The sequence below is a fragment of the Pseudomonas sp. efr-133-TYG-5 genome, assembly GCF_030209175.1.
In the GTDB taxonomy this organism is placed as follows: Bacteria; Pseudomonadota; Gammaproteobacteria; order Pseudomonadales; family Pseudomonadaceae; genus Aquipseudomonas.
This window is the reverse complement of sequence record NZ_JARVSM010000006.1, coordinates 508,839-522,626: the sequence shown is the minus strand read 5'-3', so window position 1 is coordinate 522,626 and position 13,788 is coordinate 508,839. Positions and strand designations below refer to the sequence as shown.

Sequence of the window (13,788 nt, the reverse complement as noted above, 5' to 3'; positions counted from 1 at the left end):
GGTTCGCAGTATAGGCCTGCATCCAGACAAGCGATAATCAGCCTTCATCAACGTTCTGGTTTTCCCCCCATGCAATACGCGTTTCCCCTGCTGGCGATTTTTATCTGGGCCGGCAACACCGTGATCAACAAACTCGCGGTCGGTGCGATCTTCCCCGCCGAGATCGGCTTTTACCGCTGGCTGCTGGCCGGCCTGCTGTTTACCCCGTTCATGCTCAAGCGGGTGATTGCGCACTGGCCGCAGATTCGCCCGAACCTGGGCAGGATCTTCGTGCTCGGCGTGCTCGGCATGGCGGTGTATCAGAGCCTGGCCTACTTCGCTGCGACCCTGACCAGCGCCACCAATATGGGCATCATTCTCTCGCTGATGCCACTGATGTCGCTGGCCATGGCAATCGCCAGCCTCGGCCAGCGCCTCACCGCCGGAGCACTGGTCGGTGCGCTGCTGTCATTTGCCGGGGTGTTGGTGGTGGTATCGTCCGGCAGCCTCAGCGCGTTGCTGCAACACGGGGTCAACCTGGGCGACGCGATGATGCTGATCGCCACCCTGGCCTATGCGATCTACAGCACCTTGCTGAAGAAATGGCAGTTGCGCCTGCCGCCGCTGGTGTTGCTGTACTTGCAGGTGCTGGTGGCGGTGGTGGTGCTGTTTCCGCTGTATGCCGCCTCGCCGAAAACCGGGCTGACCGTGCACAACATGCCACTGGTGCTGTACGCCTGCCTGCTGGCCTCGATGCTTGCGCCGCTGGCGTGGATGCAGGCGGTGCAACGCCTGGGGCCGAGCCGCACGACGCTGTTCTTCAACTTGCTGCCGCTGATTACCGCGCTGATTGCGGCGCTGGTGTTGAAGGAAACGTTGGCGCTGTATCACCTGGTGGGCGGGGTGTTGACGCTGGGCGGGGTGATTCTGTCCGAGCGCTGGACCACCGTGCTGGGCCGCAAAATCAGCGTTGCCTGACCCGGCGCCATCGCGGGCAAGCCAGCTCCACAGGGTCGTGTCGAACACAACTTCTGTATACGCCACGAAACACTGTAGGAGCTGGCTTGCCAGCGGACAACGATAACGCGTCGCGCCGCTACAGCCCGGCTGCCTTGAGGCGCGCCGCGTGTTCGACGAACAGCCGCAGCGGATCGGCGCCCTTGCCCACCAGCCCCAGCGACTGGTTGACGATATCGAAGTGATCCAGCGGATAGTCATCGCCAATCACCGTGCCCAGATGCGAGCTACAGCGCCCGACCATGCCGTCGCACTGCCCCGCCTCACGCACGAAGGTTTTCGCAAACAAACGGCAGCTGCGGTCGGTGCCGTCGAACAGATTGCCGCCGCGATCGGTCTTGCCCGTCTGCAACGTCCCCGACCACGAGTAATAACGCACGCCGTTGACCTCTTCCGGGCCGTGCCCGCCCCAGGTCTCGGGCAAGCCCTGGGGATAACGCTGGTTGAACAGCGCCACGCCCGCAGTGGTCAGGGATTGATGCGAGGCGCGGATATCCACCGGCAGCTTCGGCCCGTGATAACCGGTTTCCAGCAGCGCCATCAGCCAGCCGACGAAGCGCAGCAATGCCTCGAGAAGACGCCCCTTGGCGCTGTGCGCCGGATAGTGTTGCGCCAGATAATCGGCCAGTTCCGAACCGTGATTGGGCCCGGCCACCGATGTCACCGAGGCGACCAGATCCGGCCGCTTCGCCGCCGCATAACGCGCCGTCAGCGAACCCTGGCTGTGGCCGAACAGGTTGACCCTGGCCGCGCCGGTTTCACGCAGGATTTCCTCGATCCGCAGCAGCAATTGCTCGCCACGCACCTCGCTGGAATTGAGCGGCGACACCTGTACCGCAATCACCGTGGCCCCGCCCCGGCGCAGCGCCCGACTGATCCCGTACCAGTACGGATACAGCAACAGCCGGATAAACCCGAGCATTCCCGGCACCAGCACCAACGGATAACGCGTAGCCGAACCTTGCGACATGGGGCAGACATCCTTGTGGTCAATGAGTGGACGCAAGGCGTGCAAGACGCCCGCCAAGCATCCGCCCGGATGATGACAACTCGACGAGCAGTCTAGGTCATCCTCACTTCAGCCCCACTACGCCCGCCACAATCAGCCCCACCGAGAGCAGTTTGACCAACGTCAGGCTCTCGCCGAGCAGGGCGAAACCGAGAAATACCGTGCCCAGCGAACCGATGGCGGTCCAGACCGGATAGGCGATGCTCACCGGCAGCTCGCGCATGGCCAGGGTCAGGAAGTAGATCCCGCCGACCGCCGCCACCACGGTGAGCAGCGACGGCCACGGCCGGGTGAAGCCGTCGGCGTACTTCATGGCCATGGCGAAGGTGACTTCGAACCCGGCGGCGATCAGCAGGAACAGCCAGGCCACCTAGAACTCCCGGGCGAGGTCGAGCAGACGCTGCTCGGCCTCGGCCACCGACACCGCGAAGGTGCGCTCGGCGGACTCCTCACCCTCGGCCGCGACGACGCTGACGTCATCGATGCCAATGAAGCCCAGCGCTGTGCGCAACCAGGGATCGGCGTGATTGAGCGCTGCCAGCTCCCCGCCGGGGCCGAAGCCGAAACCGCCGCGACTGGTGACAATCAATGCCTTCTTGCCTTGCAGCAGCGGCGTGTAGCGGGCCACGCCGTTATCCAGGGTGTGGTCGAAGGTCAGGCCCAGTCGGACGATCTGGTCGACCCAGGCCTTGAGGCCGCTGGGCACATTGAAGTTGTACATCGGCGTGGAAATCAGCAGCAGGTCATGCGCGAACAACTCGCCGACCAGTTGATCGCTGAGCGCCAGATCGGCCTGCATCGCCAACGGCCGCGCCTCAGGCTGTGGATAAAAGGCCGCGGCGACAAACGCCTCGTTGACCGGCGCAATCAGCGTCCGGCCAACCTCGCGACGGGTGATCTGCGCCTGCGCGTGGCGCTGTTGCCAGGCATTGAGAAAATGTTCCGCCAGACGCCGCGAATGCGAACGCTCGCCGCGCGGGCTGGCATGCACCACAAGTATTTTTCTCATCTGTGTTTCCTCCGGACTAGAATCAAACGGCTTGTGGCTTGCAGCTTGAAGCTCGTCACCGCATCCCTTCAAATGAGCAAAAATCAGTCTGGATGAATTCACTTCATCCATGGAGTTGGCCATGTTCGCCTCATTGCCGCTGACCGCCCTGCGCGCCTTCGAATCCGCCTCGCGCCTGCTCAGTTTCAAGGCTGCCGCCGCCGAACTGGCGGTGACGCCGACGGCGATTTCCCATCAGATCCGCGCCCTGGAGGACTGGCTCGGCATCGCCTTGTTCGAACGCCTGCCGCGCCAGGTGCGCCTGACCGAGGGTGGCGAGCGCCTGTTCCGCAGCCTGCACGGGGCACTGCTGGAAGTGGCGCAGAGCGTCGACACCCTGCGCCCGCAGCGCAGCAGCGCCAGCCTGACCCTGTCGACCACCGCCGCCTTCGCCGCGCTGTGGCTGGTGCCGCGCCTCGGGCGGTTTTACGCCCGGCACCCGAACATCAATGTGCGCCTGGACACCCACTGCGAAGTGATCGACCTGCACCAGGACGCCAGCGTCGACCTGGTGTTGCGCTACAGCCTCGACGATTACCCCAACCTCTATGGCGTGTGCCTGTTCGATGAGTCGTTCGGCGTGTACGGCTCGCCGGAACAAGTGGCGCTGGCCGCCCGGCGTACACCGACGCTGATCAGCGTGCGCTGGCACAACTCCAGGCTCTACGCCCACGGCTGGGAGGCGTGGTGCGCGCAGTCGGCCGAGCACTGGCTGCAGCAGCAACCGGCCATGCGCGAATACGACGAGGAACACTACGCGCTGCAGGCGGCGATTGCCGGCCAGGGCCTGGTGCTGGCGAGCAATATTCTGGTGTCGGAGAGCGTCGCCAGCGGCTTGCTGGTGCCGTACAAGGGCGAGGTGCAGGTCGACGGTGCGGGCTACAGCGCGCTGTGCGTACCGGGGCGCGAGCGGCATCCGCCGGTGCGCGCGTTCTTTGCCTGGCTGGAGGAAGAAGCCCGGGCATCGGGCCTGGTGCCGCGCTCGTCGCCTGCGCGGATTTGAAGCAGCAAAAAACATCAAACTTTTTGCCTCGCCCGTCACTCACAACCTGGGTAGCGATCACGTCCACAGAACGTGGCGCCAATCGGATTAGCCTCCAGGAGACTGAAATGAGTGACCTGCATTTGTCTGATGTACAAACCCTGCGCGAGCGCGCACGGCAACACGTGGAAAATGGCGCAGTAACCGAAAGCTACAGCGCCAACCGTGAAGAAGTGCTGCGCTTGCTCAACGAATCGCTGGCCACCGAGCTGGTCTGCGTCCTGCGCTACAAGCGCCACTACTTCATGGCCAACGGCCTGAAAGCCAACGTCGCCGCCGACGAGTTTCTCGAGCACGCGACCCAGGAAGCCGAACACGCCGACCGCCTCGCCGAACGCATCGTGCAACTGGGCGGCGAACCGGAGTTCAACCCCGACCTGCTGTCGAAGATGTCCCACGCCCAGTACGTGGCCGGCAACACCTTGAAGGAAATGGTCTACGAAGACCTGGTCGCCGAGCGGATCGCCATCGACAGCTACCGCGAGATCATCCAGTACATCGGCGAAAAAGACCCGACCACCCGGCGCATCTTCGAAGACATCCTCGCCCAGGAAGAAGAACACGCCGACGACATGGCGGACATCCTCAAAGACCTCTGACCCCGCTGACCGATCGTTCCCGCGCTCTGCGTGGGAACGCATCCCGGGACGCTCCGCGTCCCAAGCGCCGACGCAGAGCGTCCATCGCGGCATTCCCATACTCCGCGTGGGAATGCCGCGATGGACGCTCTGCGTTGCCGCGATTACTTGGTGGGTTTGACAGTCACCGGCGCCTTGCCCGCCTTCATCTGTTGCAGCAACGGCGCACACTGGTTCGGCTCGCCGCCGCTCGGTGCCACCAGCGCCAGCAAGCCCGCCGCCGGCGCCGCGATCACGCCCAACGCGACCATCCCCGCCCCGCGCAACATCAACGGCACTGCTTTCACCCCGGCGTCGGGCTTGATGAACTTGCCGCGCACATACAGCGGCGAGCGCAGGGAAATCAGGCGCCAGCCCTTGGATTCCGGGGTCACCGTGAGGTCCAGTTGCTCGGTGGCCATGTTCGCCGTGCCATCGATGTAGATGATCGCGTTCTCGGTATCGAAGACAAACAGCCGGGTGCTCGCCAGGCCCGTCTTGATGTCGAAGTCTGCGGCCGCGCAGTTGATCTTCACTTCCTTGTCGCCAAAGATCTTGCCGACTACGTAGTTGCCGACATTGAGCCCCGCCAGTTCCATCAGTTCGCGGCTGATCGCGCCGTCGTTGATCAGCATTTTCAGATTGCCATTGGCACCGCCGAGCAATTTCGCCACCGAGTTGCCGCGACCGCTGATGTCGGCGTCGCCATTGAGCTCACCGAAACTGGTCTTCATCGGCTCGAAGGTCGGGAACAGTTGTTTCAGCTTGAAACCGCGCGCCGTCAGTTTGGCCCGGCCTTCCAGCGGTTCGGTGCGACCGTTGAGACGGATCTGCGCATCGAGATTGCCGCCGGCCACACCGAAGCGCAGCGGCTCCAGGCTGAGCTCGCCGTCGTCGAGTTTCAGGTGGGTGTAAAGGTCGGTAAACGGCAGCTCCTCGCTGTGGACGATGCGCTTGCCGGTGAACTCGACATCGGCGTCCATGCTGCGCCAGCGGTCGGTCTTGAACTCTTCCACGGGCAGCACTTTGTCCGCCGGCTGCTTGCTCTCGCCGCCACGGGCCTTCTGCTTGTCGTTGGAGTCGGCACCGATCAGCGGCGCCAGGTCGGCAAACAGCAGTTGGTTGGACAGCAGCGCTCCGCTGAGCTTGGGCCGCGGCTGACTGGCGACGAAGGCCAGGTCGCCGTGGATATCGCTGTTGCCGATCTTGCCGTTGAACTGCTCATAGCGGAACTGCGCGCCACCCGGCTCGTGCAGTTTGGCGATCAGGTGCCCGTCGGTGGCATACGGTGGCGTATCCGGCAGGGTCACGCCTGTCAGCGGATACAGATTGCCGAGGCTGCCACCGGCCAGTTTCAGGCGCAGGTCGAGGGCGCCAAGGTTGAGCGGATCGGTCAGCGTACCGGCGAGTTCAACGCTGGTATCGCCAATCTTCGCCTGGGCCTGCAACGGGAACGGTTTGCGTGCGTCCTGCAATGCCAGCAAGCCGCCGATCTTGCCCTGGCCCGCAAGCTTCTGGCCGTGATATTGCCCGGTGACTTTCAGCCCGAACGCGTAATCCTGCGGCGCGGCGCCCTTGTCCTGAGCGGTTTTCGCCGCTTTGTCGCCAACGATTTCGCTGAATGGAATCGGCTTGCCCAATGGGTCGATCAGCACGTTCAGATTGGTCTTGAGAGTCTGGTCATCGAGCGTCACATGGCCCTTGTCGAAACCGATGGCGCCGATGTCGACCACCCAGTTCGACGGCTCGGCATTCGGATCCTTGGGATCGAACTGGAACGTCCAGTTGGCACGACCGTCGGCCAGCCGTTGCAGTTCGGCATTCGGTTCGGTCAGGTCGATGCGCGGGATGACCACCCGCTGTGCCAGCAAGGCCAGCGGCGAAATACGCAGTTCGACGCGCTTGAGACTGACCATCTGCGGCTGTTTCGACCAGTCGGGGTTGCCCAGCGTCAGATCCTCGGCCACCACGTGCGGCCACGGCACCCAGGCGCGCCAGCCGCCCTCTTCCGGCTCGCGCTGCCAGATCACTGCGAGGTTGCCGTTGATGGCGAACGCGCGGTGCAGCTCCTGCGAGACTTTGGCATTGAGCGGCGGTTTGATCCGGTTCCAATCGAAGAACACGATGATCAGCACCAGCACTGCCAGTAGCAGCACCAGGGTGGCGAAGGTCCAGCCGAGAATTTTACGAGTGCGCGTCATTGCACAAAGCTCCTGAAGACGACTGCGTGCCGACAGCGCGACGCAGTTGAAACGGCGGGCCCAAGCGGCCCTTCATGAAGTCTACGACTGATAAACAGCCCGCAGGTTTAATCGGAAGACCGCCCGAGGCGGAAAAAACCGCCGCGATTCTGACCGATCGGTCGACATGTCGTTACCGGTCCCGCACTTTTGCGAGGCGCGAGTGGGTCGAAAATACCCACTGCGGTGCAAAACCGCTGGCCTGAAAGGCCCGTTCTAGAGCCCTCCCATGGAACAATCAATTCTGTTGATTATTACCATTGCGTTTATGAACTTTTATATCGACTTATCGAGAGTAGCATTGGCTTCGTACCCAATTTATCGCCCTCCCAAGGAGCAACCCATCATGAAACGCCAACTGCTGCTCAGTCTTACCCTGTCGATGCTAGCCAGCACCGCTTTCGCCCTGCCCGCTGCCGATCAGGCGACTCCACAAGTCAAAACCAGCCACTCGGTGTTCAGCCAGACTGTCGCTGCCGACGGTTCCGACCGCACCCCACAAGGCCAGACCCTGGCTGAAGACGGTTACGACAAGACTCCACAAGGTCAGACTGTCGCTGAAAACGGTCGCAATCGCCTGGAAGAAAAAGGTCTGGTCGAAGACGGCTACGACAAAACCCCACAAGGCCAGGCTGTCGCTGAAAACGGTCGCAATCGCCTGGAAGAAAAAGGTCTGGTCGAAGACGGCTACGACAAGACCCCACAAGGCCAAGCCGTTGCCGAAGGTGGTGGTGACCGTGTCATCGAACGCAACAGCGCTGTGAGTTAAGCCCATGGCGGCCTTCGAAAAAAGCCCAATCCCCGGATTGGGCTTTTGATTTTCCGCCGTCGCCATCCGCTACCCGCCTCAACCCGCTTCACCGCATCGCCTCGCCTGACCTGATCCCCACGCTGTCGTTCGACGCCGGTAAAGCCGATTTGCTAGAGTGCGGCGCTTGTCTTGTCGAAGAACACGCCCTTGCGATGCTGCCCCGCGCCGAACAGAAACAACAGACCCGAAACGCCCTGATGGACGCTGCCCGCCATCTGATGGAGAGCGGCCGAGGATTCGGCAGCCTGAGCCTGCGCGAAGTGACGAAAACCGCCGGCATCGTGCCCACCGGGTTCTACCGGCACTTCGCCGACATGGACGAGCTGGGCCTGGTGCTGGTCAGCGAAGTTGGCCAGACCTTTCGCGAAACCATCCGCCTGGTGCGCCACAATGAATTCGTCATGGGCGGCATCATCGATGCGTCGGTGCGGATCTTCCTCGATGTGGTCAGCGCCAACCGTTCGCAGTTTCTGTTTCTCGCCCGCGAGCAGTACGGCGGCTCGCTGCCAGTGCGTCAGGCCATCGGGCGCCTGCGCGAAGGCATCAGCTCCGACCTGGCGGCCGACCTTGCCCTCATGCCCAAGCTGCAGCACCTCGATCGCGACGGCCTCAGTGTGATGGCCGACCTCATCGTCAAATCGGTGTTCGCCACCCTGCCCGACATCATCGACCCGCCCGCCGAAGCCTTGCCGGCGCATCTGACGCCCCAGGCGAAGATCACCCAGCAGCTGCGCTTCATTTTTATCGGCCTCAAGCACTGGCAGGGGCTCGGCAGTACCGAGTAATTGCCGCTCTCAACTCACAAAGAATCCTGTGGGAGCGAGCCTGCTCGCGAAAGCGGTCTTCCAGTCCATTCACAACCGACTGACTCGACCCTTTCGCGAGCAGGCTCGCTCCCACATTGCTCATGCGCTGCCGCTCAGCTTTGGTGCATGTAAAAAACTTCATGCACCAAAACCTCTCATAATCCTGCAACATTTTGAAACATCCACTACGCTCCGACAGGTATTTCCTACGCTTCGCCCGATTGGCAAGCCCCTTGCTCTAGCCTGAGCATCGTTCATTGCTGGAAGCTTTCCGATGTTGGTGATTCATCGCAGAATCGACCCTCAACCCGTCTGGGCCGCCGAGTTGCACCTGACCTTCGAAGCGCGGAGCAAAAGCCGCCTGCGCTGTTTCAGTGCCGACGGCGAAGACGTCGGCCTGTTTCTGGAGCGTGGCCAGCCGCCGCTGTTCGACGGCGAGTGCCTGCAGGCCGAGGACGGGCGCATCGTTCGCGTCTGTGCCCGCGCCGAACAACTGCTGCACGTCACCTGCGCCAACGCGTTCGAGCTGACCCGTGCCGCCTATCACCTGGGCAATCGCCACGTCGCCCTGCAAGTCGGCGATGGCTGGCTGCGTCTGCTCGATGACTATGTGCTCAAGGCCATGCTCGAACAGCTCGGCGCGCAGGTCGAAGCCATCGAGGCACCGTTCCAGCCGGAGCACGGCGCCTACGGCGGTGGCCATCATCATTCGCGGCACGGCGAGGAAGACTTCAACTACGCGCCGAAGCTGCACCAGTTCGGCGTACGCCTGTGAATCCGGCCTGGGCGCTGTTGCGCCTGGCCAGCCCGCAGCTGCCGATTGGCGGCTACAGCTATTCCCAGGGCCTGGAAATGGCCGTGGAAAACGCCCGGGTGCACGACCCCGACAGCGCCCGGCGCTGGATCAGCGATCAACTGCTGCTCAACCTCGCGCGCTTCGAGGCGCCCCTGCTGCTGGCGCACTGCCGGGCCGCTGCCGACGCAAACTGGGGCGAACTGCTGCAGATCTGCGAAGCCCACCGCGCCAGCCGCGAAACCCGCGAGCTGCATCTGGAAAGCCGGCAGATGGGCTATTCGCTGCAGCAGTTGCTCAACGGCCTGCCGGAACTCGACGCGCCAGCCAGAGACTTTCTTCAGCAATGCGCCGAACCGCATCTGGCCCTGGGCTGGGCGCTGGCCGCCCGCGCCTGGGGCATCAGCCCGCAGGACGCCCTCGCCGCCTGGCTGTGGAGCTGGCTGGAAAACCAGCTCGCCGTGCTGATGAAAACCCTGCCGCTGGGCCAGCAAGCCGCCCAGCGCCTGACCAGCGAACTGCTGCCGCTGCTGCAACAGGCCCAGCAGGACGCCAGCCGCATCCCCCCCGAACACATCGGCAGCGCCACTTTCGGCCTGTCCCTGGCGTGCATGGCCCATGAACGCCAGTACAGCCGCCTGTTCCGTTCCTGAGGTCCGTCACTTTGGAGAAGCACATGAATACACAACCCCTGCGCGTCGGTATCGGCGGCCCGGTCGGTTCCGGCAAGACCGCATTGACCCTGGCCCTGTGCCTGGCCCTGCGCGAACGCTACAACCTGGCCGTGGTGACCAACGACATCTACACCCGCGAAGACGCCGACTTCCTCGTGCGCAACGAAGCGCTGGCGCCGGAACGCATCATCGGCGTGGAAACCGGCGGCTGCCCGCACACGGCGATTCGCGAGGACGCCTCGATCAACCTCGAGGCGGTGGATCAACTGAACCGACGCTTTCCGGGGCTGGACCTGATTCTGGTGGAATCTGGCGGCGACAACCTGTCGGCGACCTTCAGCCCGGAACTGTCCGACCTGACCATCTACGTGATCGATGTCTCGGCCGGCGACAAGCTGCCACGCAAGGGCGGGCCGGGCATTTGCAAGTCCGACCTGCTGGTGATCAACAAGATCGACCTGGCGCCGCTGGTCGGCGCCTCGCTGGAGATGATGGATAGCGACACCCGGCGCATGCGCAACGGCAAGCCCTTCGTGTTCAGCAACCAGAAAACCGGTCAGGGCCTGCAAGACATCATTGCCTTCATCGAACGCCAGGGCCTGCTGACCGCCGCCTGAATTCACTTATCAACAAGGAAGCTTATCCATGACACTCAAACGCATTCTTGGCGCCGTGGCGCTGCTGCTGACCCCGGCCCTGGCCTTCGCACACCCGGGCCATGGCGACAGCGGCCTGGTGGCCGGCATCAGCCACCCGATCGGCGGCCTCGACCACTTGCTGGCGATGCTCGCCGTCGGCCTCTGGGCGGCGCAGCAGCAGGGTGCCGCACGTTGGGCGCTGCCGTGCACGTTCGTCGGCACCATGCTGATCGGCGGCATGCTCGGCTTTGAAGGGTTGCAGCTGCCGGCGCTGGAAAGCGGGATTGCCGCCTCGGTGCTGGCGCTGGGTCTGGCCGTGGCCCTGGCGGTCCGTCCGCCGCTGGTGATGGCGGTGGCGGCGACGGCGTTGTTCGCCCTGTTCCATGGCGTCGCACATGGCCTGGAACTGCCGGACATGTCGAGCCCATGGGCCTACGCCGCCGGTTTCGTGGTGGCGACCGCAGCGCTGCATGCCGCCGGTTACGGCGTGGTACGCGTGTTGCCGCAAGCGGCGGCGCCGCTGGTACGGCTGGCGGGGGCTGCTTCGGCAGTGACTGGCGCCTGGCTGCTGGCAGGCTGATTGCCATCGCCTGAACCGGCCCCATCGCTGGCAAGCCAGCTCCCACAGATCTGTAGTTGACAGCAATCCCTGTGGGTACTGGCCTGCCAGCGATGACGGCCGATCAGACACCGAGACTCTTACGGCAGTCTCTCTGCTACCATGTCGCGCAATCGCCCCAGCCGTGACGACGTCCGCCAATGCCGCCTGCTTCCCGCTCCACCGCCCTGCCCGAATTGACCGCCCTGTTCAACGATGTGCAACAGCACTTTCTGAACGTGATCGTGCCGCTCTGGCAAGGCCCGGGCTGGAACGCCGACATGGCGCTGCCCTACGAAGCCCTGGACGCCACGCACCAGCCGCTGCCACCACAACGCTATCGGGCGATGGCCTGCGCACGGCAGCTGTACCTGTTTTCCAGCCTGATCGGGGTTGTGGATAACGCCGAAGTCCGCGCTGGCGCGCTGTTCCGTTCGCTGCAGCGGCACTTCCACGACGCCGAGCACGGCGGTTGGTTCTACAGTATCGACGCGCAGGGCAAACCACTGGATCAGCGCAAGGATCTCTACACCCACGCCTTCATCCTGTTCGCCTGTGCGCATTACTGGGCCAGGTGCCGCGAGCCGCTGGTGGAATCGACACTCAACGCCGCGCTGGAAGTCATCGGCCGACGCTTCGCCACCGGCGACGGTTTGTACGAAGCGTGCCTGGAACGCGACTGGACCACCCTGCAAACCGGGCCGCTGCAAAACCCGCTGATGCACCTGGCCGAAGCGTTCCTCGCCACCCTCGCCGTGCGCACCGATGCGCCGACGCAGCAAGCGCTGGTGGAGTTATGCACAGCCATGCACCACCACTTCGTCGATCCGCAGCATGGCGTACTGATGGAGAAACCGCTGGCTGCTGTGGATAACTGGTACGAACCCGGGCATCAGTTCGAATGGTATTTCCTGCTTGAGTCTTCGGCCCTGCTGCGCGGTACAAAGCTGCACGCGGCGCTGGACCGGGCCTTCGCCTTCACCGAACAGTGCGGCGTTGCACAGCCTTCAGGTGCGGTGCGGGCGATGCTCGATCTGCAACAGGAGGGTCGGCCGAAGGATTCGACTCAGCGCATCTGGGCGCAGGCCGAATACCTGCGCGCCCTGACGCTGCGCCCGGACAGCGAAGCTGCGGTGCTGCGCCAGTTGCACGCGCTGCAACAGCACTTTCTGCATGCGGGCGGTTGGCATGAGTGCCGCGACGAACAGGGTGAGGTCAGCCGCAAGGACATGCCCTCGACGACGCCTTATCACTTGGCAACTTGCTACAGCGGGCTGGCTGAATATCTGCGCTGATTGAACGGTAGCTTTCGCGAGCAAGCCCGCTCCCACATGGGAATTTCGGCGAACACAGAATCTGTGAACAGCTCGGATCTCCGTGGGAGCGGGCTTGCTCGCGAATAGCCGTTACACAGTCTCTAGTCAATCCACTTCCTGTCGCCGGTAAAGCTGATGGTCAGCCAGCGCGCCGCATCCGGCTTGCCCAACTTCGCGGAAATCTCCTCGCGCAGCACATCCAGCTGGCCGACGCTGTGCAGCCGGTAATCCGCCGGCAACACCACATGAATCTCGATGAATCGCGCCCGCCCGTGCTTCTGCACGTAGGACACGTAATCGTCGAAACCATGCTCGACCTGCGCGGCCTCCATCACCTCGCGCACCTGCTCATCCAGCGTATCCGGGGCAATACCGAGCACGTCACGCAGCGCCGGACCGAGGATCTTGAACGCCGGCGGCAACATGGTCAGCGCCAACACGATGAGAATCAGCGGGTCGACGAACTTCGCCCATTCGCCATAGCCCTGGGACTTGAGCAGCAGCGCCGCAAGGAAACTGATCAACAGGCCCACGGACAGCATCGCGTCCACCAGCCAGCTGATGTTGTCGAACTGGATCAGGCTCGACTTGAGCTGGCGATTGCGCTGGCGCACGTAGAAGAAGTAGGCGAACTCCACGACCGTAAACAGCGCCGCATAGATGATCACCAGACCCAGCTCGATTTCACGACCGCCATTGATGATGCCGAACACGCCGTTGAGAAACGCGTAGATGGCGATCAGCAACAGGAAGCTGCCCTCGATCAGCAGCACCATCGGCTCCAGATGCCAGAAACCAAACTGGAAACGCTGGTTGCTTTGCTTGGCGATCAACTTCGCCGTGATCAGCATCAGGACTTTGATGAACGTGGCAATCAGCGAAAAAAAACCATCGAACAGGATGGACTGGGAACCCGAAACAAAACCGGTGACGATCCCGGCGATCGACACGGCGAACATCAACAGGGTTGATTGCTTGAGCAGCGACTGCTCACCTCGGTTACTCACTTTGACTCCTCGAAAAACCTTGAAAACCGCAGGGCGCGGTGGGGTTGTTGAGGGATGAGTCTACCCGATTCGGGGATTTTGCCTGTTCCGGCCCCATCGCAGGCAAGCCCGCTCCCACAGGTTTCAAGGCGATCCCAAGGCTTGGGTAAACCGATTGACTTGTGGGAGCTGGCTTGCCAGCGATTAGCCGTTA

Annotated in this window: 15 protein-coding genes; 10 read left to right on the top strand and 5 right to left on the bottom strand. The window is 63.1% G+C overall.

Annotation, left to right across the window (positions count from 1 at the left end):
* Positions 1-69 precede the first annotated feature (69 nt).
* Positions 70-957: a DMT family transporter gene (locus QRN70_RS21315; protein ID WP_285419868.1), complete on the top strand. Its 888-nt coding sequence runs from the start codon at positions 70-72 to the stop codon at positions 955-957.
* 118 nt (positions 958-1,075) lie between these two features.
* On the opposite strand, the gene QRN70_RS21310 is transcribed toward QRN70_RS21315, so the two are convergent.
* The 3 genes from QRN70_RS21310 to QRN70_RS21300 form a co-directional block, all read right to left on the bottom strand.
* Positions 1,076-1,966 carry an esterase/lipase family protein gene (locus QRN70_RS21310; RefSeq protein WP_285419867.1) on the bottom strand — a complete coding sequence of 297 codons (891 nt, stop codon included), beginning with the start codon at positions 1,964-1,966 and terminating at the stop codon, positions 1,076-1,078.
* A gap of 103 nt (positions 1,967-2,069) precedes the next feature.
* The gene (locus QRN70_RS21305) at positions 2,070-2,375 is read right to left on the bottom strand and encodes a DMT family transporter (protein WP_285419866.1); all 306 of its coding nucleotides are present in this window, start codon (positions 2,373-2,375) and stop codon (positions 2,070-2,072) included.
* Complete coding sequence (locus tag QRN70_RS21300; RefSeq protein WP_285419865.1) at positions 2,376-3,014, bottom strand: FMN-dependent NADH-azoreductase; 639 nt, start codon at positions 3,012-3,014, stop codon at positions 2,376-2,378.
* 109 nt (positions 3,015-3,123) lie between these two features.
* On the opposite strand from QRN70_RS21300, the gene QRN70_RS21295 reads away from it, so the two are divergent.
* Entirely contained in the window at positions 3,124-4,056 is a 933-nt protein-coding gene (locus QRN70_RS21295; RefSeq protein ID WP_285419864.1) for a LysR substrate-binding domain-containing protein, read from the top strand.
* A 107-nt stretch (positions 4,057-4,163) separates the two neighbouring features.
* Positions 4,164-4,694, top strand: coding sequence for a ferritin-like domain-containing protein (locus tag QRN70_RS21290; RefSeq protein ID WP_064379129.1), 531 nt, complete (start codon positions 4,164-4,166; stop codon positions 4,692-4,694).
* Positions 4,695-4,837: 143 nt separating this feature from the next.
* Here the strand turns inward: QRN70_RS21290 and QRN70_RS21285 are convergent, their stop codons facing one another.
* Positions 4,838-6,913: an AsmA family protein gene (locus tag QRN70_RS21285; protein ID WP_285419863.1), complete on the bottom strand. Its 2,076-nt coding sequence runs from the start codon at positions 6,911-6,913 to the stop codon at positions 4,838-4,840.
* Between the two features lie 385 nt (positions 6,914-7,298).
* Here QRN70_RS21285 and QRN70_RS21280 point away from each other — a divergent pair, with 385 nt between their 5' ends.
* The 7 genes from QRN70_RS21280 to QRN70_RS21250 all read left to right on the top strand — a co-directional run bounded on the left by QRN70_RS21280 (position 7,299) and on the right by QRN70_RS21250 (position 12,567).
* The gene (locus QRN70_RS21280) at positions 7,299-7,721 is read left to right on the top strand and encodes a hypothetical protein (RefSeq protein ID WP_285419862.1); all 423 of its coding nucleotides are present in this window, start codon (positions 7,299-7,301) and stop codon (positions 7,719-7,721) included.
* 194 nt (positions 7,722-7,915) lie between these two features.
* A complete protein-coding gene (locus QRN70_RS21275; protein ID WP_285419861.1) occupies positions 7,916-8,548 on the top strand; it encodes a TetR family transcriptional regulator in 633 nt (210 codons plus the stop codon).
* A 295-nt stretch (positions 8,549-8,843) separates the two neighbouring features.
* Positions 8,844-9,344 (top strand): urease accessory protein UreE, encoded by a 501-nt coding sequence (ureE, locus tag QRN70_RS21270; protein WP_285419860.1) that lies wholly within the window; start codon positions 8,844-8,846, stop codon positions 9,342-9,344.
* Positions 9,341-10,015, top strand: coding sequence for an urease accessory protein UreF (locus QRN70_RS21265; protein ID WP_285419859.1), 675 nt, complete (start codon positions 9,341-9,343; stop codon positions 10,013-10,015). Before ureE ends, QRN70_RS21265 begins: the two co-directional genes overlap by 4 nt.
* A 23-nt stretch (positions 10,016-10,038) precedes the next feature.
* On the top strand, positions 10,039-10,653 hold the full coding sequence (gene ureG, locus QRN70_RS21260) for an urease accessory protein UreG (RefSeq protein WP_285419858.1): 615 nt from the start codon (positions 10,039-10,041) through the stop codon (positions 10,651-10,653).
* A 28-nt stretch (positions 10,654-10,681) separates the two neighbouring features.
* Entirely contained in the window at positions 10,682-11,254 is a 573-nt protein-coding gene (locus tag QRN70_RS21255) for a HupE/UreJ family protein (protein ID WP_285419857.1), read from the top strand.
* A gap of 179 nt (positions 11,255-11,433) precedes the next feature.
* Complete coding sequence (locus QRN70_RS21250; protein ID WP_285419856.1) at positions 11,434-12,567, top strand: AGE family epimerase/isomerase; 1,134 nt, start codon at positions 11,434-11,436, stop codon at positions 12,565-12,567.
* Between the two features lie 122 nt (positions 12,568-12,689).
* On the opposite strand, the gene QRN70_RS21245 is transcribed toward QRN70_RS21250, so the two are convergent.
* Positions 12,690-13,595 (bottom strand): cation diffusion facilitator family transporter, encoded by a 906-nt coding sequence (locus tag QRN70_RS21245; RefSeq protein ID WP_285419855.1) that lies wholly within the window; start codon positions 13,593-13,595, stop codon positions 12,690-12,692.
* Positions 13,596-13,788 lie beyond the last annotated feature (193 nt).

Coding starts and splice junctions, on each gene's coding strand:
- QRN70_RS21250 (WP_285419856.1), top strand. CDS start 11,434: ATGCCGCCTGCTTCCCGCTCCACCGCCCTGCCCGAATTGACCGCCCTG.
- QRN70_RS21255 (WP_285419857.1), top strand. CDS start 10,682: ATGACACTCAAACGCATTCTTGGCGCCGTGGCGCTGCTGCTGACCCCG.
- QRN70_RS21290 (WP_064379129.1), top strand. CDS start 4,164: ATGAGTGACCTGCATTTGTCTGATGTACAAACCCTGCGCGAGCGCGCA.
- QRN70_RS21295 (WP_285419864.1), top strand. CDS start 3,124: ATGGAGTTGGCCATGTTCGCCTCATTGCCGCTGACCGCCCTGCGCGCC.
- QRN70_RS21275 (WP_285419861.1), top strand. CDS start 7,916: ATGCTGCCCCGCGCCGAACAGAAACAACAGACCCGAAACGCCCTGATG.
- ureG (WP_285419858.1), top strand. CDS start 10,039: ATGAATACACAACCCCTGCGCGTCGGTATCGGCGGCCCGGTCGGTTCC.
- QRN70_RS21285 (WP_285419863.1), bottom strand. CDS start 6,913: ATGACGCGCACTCGTAAAATTCTCGGCTGGACCTTCGCCACCCTGGTG.
- ureE (WP_285419860.1), top strand. CDS start 8,844: ATGTTGGTGATTCATCGCAGAATCGACCCTCAACCCGTCTGGGCCGCC.
- QRN70_RS21300 (WP_285419865.1), bottom strand. CDS start 3,014: ATGAGAAAAATACTTGTGGTGCATGCCAGCCCGCGCGGCGAGCGTTCG.
- QRN70_RS21310 (WP_285419867.1), bottom strand. CDS start 1,966: ATGTCGCAAGGTTCGGCTACGCGTTATCCGTTGGTGCTGGTGCCGGGA.
- QRN70_RS21280 (WP_285419862.1), top strand. CDS start 7,299: ATGAAACGCCAACTGCTGCTCAGTCTTACCCTGTCGATGCTAGCCAGC.
- QRN70_RS21315 (WP_285419868.1), top strand. CDS start 70: ATGCAATACGCGTTTCCCCTGCTGGCGATTTTTATCTGGGCCGGCAAC.